1 protein-coding gene is annotated in these 1106 nt (G+C 78.0%); it reads right to left on the bottom strand.

What is annotated here, in order from left to right; all coding sequences use genetic code 11:
• A partial coding sequence (locus AAHZ94_RS34425; protein WP_349997607.1) for an AMP-binding protein occupies positions 1–1106 on the bottom strand: 1106 nt, incomplete at both ends.

The raw sequence follows: 1106 nt of genomic DNA on the forward strand, positions 1-1106 counted from the left end.
CCCCCCCCCCCCCCACCTTCTTTTTTTTTTAACCACTATCCGGCCATCCCGATTTTGTTGGGGGGTGGGGGGGGGGGTTTTTGTTAAACCCCCCCGGGGCGGGGGGGGGGGGGGCCCCCCCGGGGGCCCCCCCGGGGGGGGGCCCCCGGCGTCGGCCGGCCCGATCTCGGCACGGGTGGACCAGATGGTGGTCTCGGTCGGCCCGTACAGGTTCACCACCCGGCCGCCGTGTGCGCCGAGCGCCGCGGCCAGGTCGGGCGGCAGCGCCTCGCCGCCGGTCAGGACGTGCAGCCCGTGCAGTGCGTCCGGGTCCGCCTCGTGCAGCGCCCGCCACAGCGAGGGCGTGGCCTGCGCGACGGTCGCGCCCGAGGTGCGCAGCAGCCGGCCGAGGAGCAGCGGGTCGCGCACCTCGGCGCGGCTGGCCACGATGACGGTGCCGCCGCTGACCAGGGGCGCGAAGAGTTCGAGCACGGAGATGTCGAAGCCGACCGTGGTCACCGCGAGCAGCCGCGCCCCGTCGGCGAGCGCCGGATCGGTGCCGAGGCAGGCGAGGAAGTTGGCGACGGCGCCGCGCGGCACGACCACGCCCTTGGGCCGGCCGGTGGAGCCCGAGGTGTAGATGACGTACGCGGGCTGCTCCGGGTGCGCGGCGCGCGGGCGCGCCAGCGGCTCGGCGGCGGCCAGCAGTGCGGCGGTGGCCGCGTCGTCGAGCACGATCGGCCCGGCGGCGGGGCCGGGACCGCCCTTGCCGCTGCCCTGGCTGTCGCTCTGGCTGCCGCTCTGGCTGTCGCTGCCGGCGCGGGCCTCGGCGGTGGCCAGCACCGGTGCGGTGGCCAGGTCGGTGACCAGGTGGGCCGGCGCCGCGTCGGCGAGCATGTACGCGATCCGCTCCGCCGGGAAGTCGGGGTCGAGCGGCAGGTAGGCGGCGCCGGTGCGGGCCACCGCCAGGAGCGTCACCAGGAGGTCTGCGCCGCGCGGCAGCAACACGCCGACCAGGTCGCCGGGGCCTGCGCCGCGCGCGGCCAGCAGCCCCGCCCACCTGGCGGCCCGGGCGTCGAGTTCGCGGGAGTTCCGCCGGTCGGCCCCCGCCCCCCCGGCCGGGGGGG

Source organism: Streptomyces sp. HSW2009, from assembly GCF_040240285.1.
Classification (GTDB): domain Bacteria; phylum Actinomycetota; class Actinomycetes; order Streptomycetales; family Streptomycetaceae; genus Streptomyces.